Below are 2429 nucleotides of genomic sequence, written 5' to 3'. Positions count from 1 at the left end.
GCGGGGGGGCCCACCCCCTCGACCGCACCCACCTCCCGCACCCGGTTGTGCTGGCCGGCGCCCGCGGTGCCGATGCCGTAGGCGCCGCGGGCCTTGGCGATCTGCACGGCGAAGTGGCCGACGCCGCCGGCCGCCGCGTGCACCAGCACCCGCTCGCCGGGGCGGACGCCGGCCGCGTCCACCAGCGCCTGCCAGGCGGTGAGCCCGGCCAGCGGCAGCGCCGCCGCCTCCACGTGGGTCAGGCCGGCGGGCTTGGGTGCGAGGTGGCGGGCCGGGGCGACCACGTACTCGGCGTATCCGCCGGCCTGCCGCGGGAACAGCGGCATGCCGAAGACCTCGTCGCCGGGGCGGAAGATGCCGACGCCGGGGCCGACGGCCTCGACCGTGCCGGACACGTCCCAGCCGACCGCGGGCACGGCACCCCATTCGATGAGCGCTCCGCCGGCCCGGGTCTTCCAGTCCACCGGGTTCACCCCGGCCGCGTGCACCCGCACCAGGACCTCGTTCAGGCCGGGCTCGGGGCGCTCGACCTCGCGCTCGACCAGGTTCTCGGGCCCGCCCCACTGCTCCACGACCACCGCACGCATGTTCTCTGCCTCGTCCTTCGTTCCGATCCGTGTGCGCCGGGATCCCCCGGCGACGCAGTCCACGATCCGGCACACCGGCCCGGCGCGGTGTTGGCCGTTCGGCCACTATGTGACAGGATCTGGCCATGGACGAAGGAGCGACGGCGATGACGGAGAGCGAGCGGGACGGCACGACAGGTGCACCGGCCCGACGGCACCGGATCGCCGTGCTCGCCCTGCCCGGGGTCCCGCCCTTCGAACTCGGCATCCCCTCCCGCGTCTTCGGCAGCGCCGAGGACGCCGAGGGCCTCCCGCTCTACGAGGTCGCGGTCTGCACCGCGGACGGCGCCCCCGTCCTCAGCGACGCGGGTTTCACGGTGCAGCCGGCCGCCGGCCCCGAGGCGATGGCCGCCGCGGACACCGTGATCGTCCCGCCGACGCACGCCATGCCCGAGCTGGGCCGCGGCGGCCCCCTACCGCCCGAGGTCGCCGCGGCCATCGCCGGGATCCGCCCCGGCACCCGACTGGTGTCGATCTGTACCGGCTCCTACGTGCTCGCCGCGGCGGGCCTGCTCGACGGCCGGCCGGCCACCACCCACTGGAACCTGGCCCCGGAGTTCCGCCGGGCCTACCCCGGGGTCAAGCTCGACGAGGACGTCCTGTTCGTCGACGACGGCGACGTGCTGACCTCCGCGGGCGTGGCCGCCGGCGTCGACCTGTGCCTCCACATCATCCGCCGCGACCACGGTGCGGCCACCGCCAACCGGGCCGCCCGCATGTGCGTCGTCCCGCCCTGGCGCGACGGCGGGCAGGCCCAGTACATCGACCGCCCCGTCCCGGAGCCCACCGTCGCCAGCACCACCGCCACCCGTGCCTGGGCGCTGGAACACCTCGGCGAACCGCTCCCCCTGGACCGGCTCGCCGAACACGCCCGGATGAGCCTGCGCTCGTTCACCCGGCGGTTCCGCGACGAGGTCGGCATGACCCCGGTCCAGTGGCTCACCGCCCAGCGCCTGGACATGGCCAAGCACCTGCTGGAGACCACCGACCTGCCGATCGACCTGGTCGCCCACCGGGCCGGCCTCGGCTCCGGGAACTCCCTGCGCACCCACATGCGCACAGCCTTCGGGGTCTCCCCCGCCGCCTACCGCCGCACCTTCAACCCGCACGACATCACCGCCCCGGACGGGGCCGCCACCGGATCCGTGGCCTAGCTGCGCGGCGCCGTCGCGCGGCCGGCCGAGCACAACGCAGAGCGGGCGCAGCGAGTTGCCCCGGACTGTGCCGGACGAGGCTGTCGGCGGGTACGGAGAGCGGTCATCGGCGCGGCAACGAGCCTTCCGGCCCCGGCAGGTCTACATCTCGACTGGGACGACCAACCTATCGGGAGTACAGACATGGGCCTCATCCACATCGAGCTGTTCGCGACCCTCGACCTCGTCGGGCAGGCACCCGGCGGACCCGACGAGGACCCGGTCGGGTTCCCGTTCGGGGGGTGGCAGGCGCCCCTGCTCGACGAGGCCACCGGGGCGCAGATCCGTTCCGCGTACGAGGGCACGGACGCCCTCCTGCTCGGCCGGCGGACCTACGACATCTTCGCCGCCTACTGGCCGCACCAGAAGGACGGCGAGATCGCCGAGCTCTTCAACCGCGTCCCGAAGTACGTGGCCTCCCGCGGCAGGCCCGCCCTCCCGTGGGCCGGCTCCACGCGGCTCGGCCCGGATCTGGCCGCTGCGGTGCAGGAGATCCGGGACCGGCACGAGCACGTGAGACATCTCAGGGGGCTATTGAGTCAAGCAGCAGCCGTGATTGATGACGTGACGGAGGAGGTGAAGGCATGGTTCTCGTCGAACAGCTGGCGGT

At 74.1% G+C, this 2429-nt stretch carries 3 protein-coding genes; 2 read left to right on the top strand and 1 reads right to left on the bottom strand.

Features of this window, described 5'->3' with window-relative positions:
* On the bottom strand, positions 1-587 hold a 587-nt coding region (locus tag ACFV0G_RS38340), incomplete at its 3' end, for an NADP-dependent oxidoreductase (protein ID WP_380558193.1).
* A gap of 146 nt (positions 588-733) precedes the next feature.
* Between ACFV0G_RS38340 and ACFV0G_RS38335 the strand changes: the two genes are divergently transcribed.
* Both ACFV0G_RS38335 and ACFV0G_RS38330 read left to right on the top strand, forming a co-directional pair.
* Positions 734-1780, top strand: coding sequence for a GlxA family transcriptional regulator (locus ACFV0G_RS38335; RefSeq protein ID WP_380558196.1), 1047 nt, complete (start codon positions 734-736; stop codon positions 1778-1780).
* Positions 1781-1963: 183 nt separating this feature from the next.
* On the top strand, positions 1964-2429 hold a 466-nt coding region (locus ACFV0G_RS38330), incomplete at its 3' end, for a dihydrofolate reductase family protein (protein ID WP_380558190.1).

This window comes from Kitasatospora sp. NPDC059571, assembly GCF_042735675.1.
GTDB lineage: Bacteria > Actinomycetota > Actinomycetes > Streptomycetales > Streptomycetaceae > Kitasatospora.
Note: the sequence above shows the minus strand (reverse complement) of the source record. Positions and strands in the feature narration are given on the sequence as shown.

Bases quoted from the DNA above. Each gene is read 5' to 3' on its own strand.
- ACFV0G_RS38335 (WP_380558196.1), top strand. From the start codon at position 734: ATGACGGAGAGCGAGCGGGACGGCACGACAGGTGCACCGGCCCGACGG.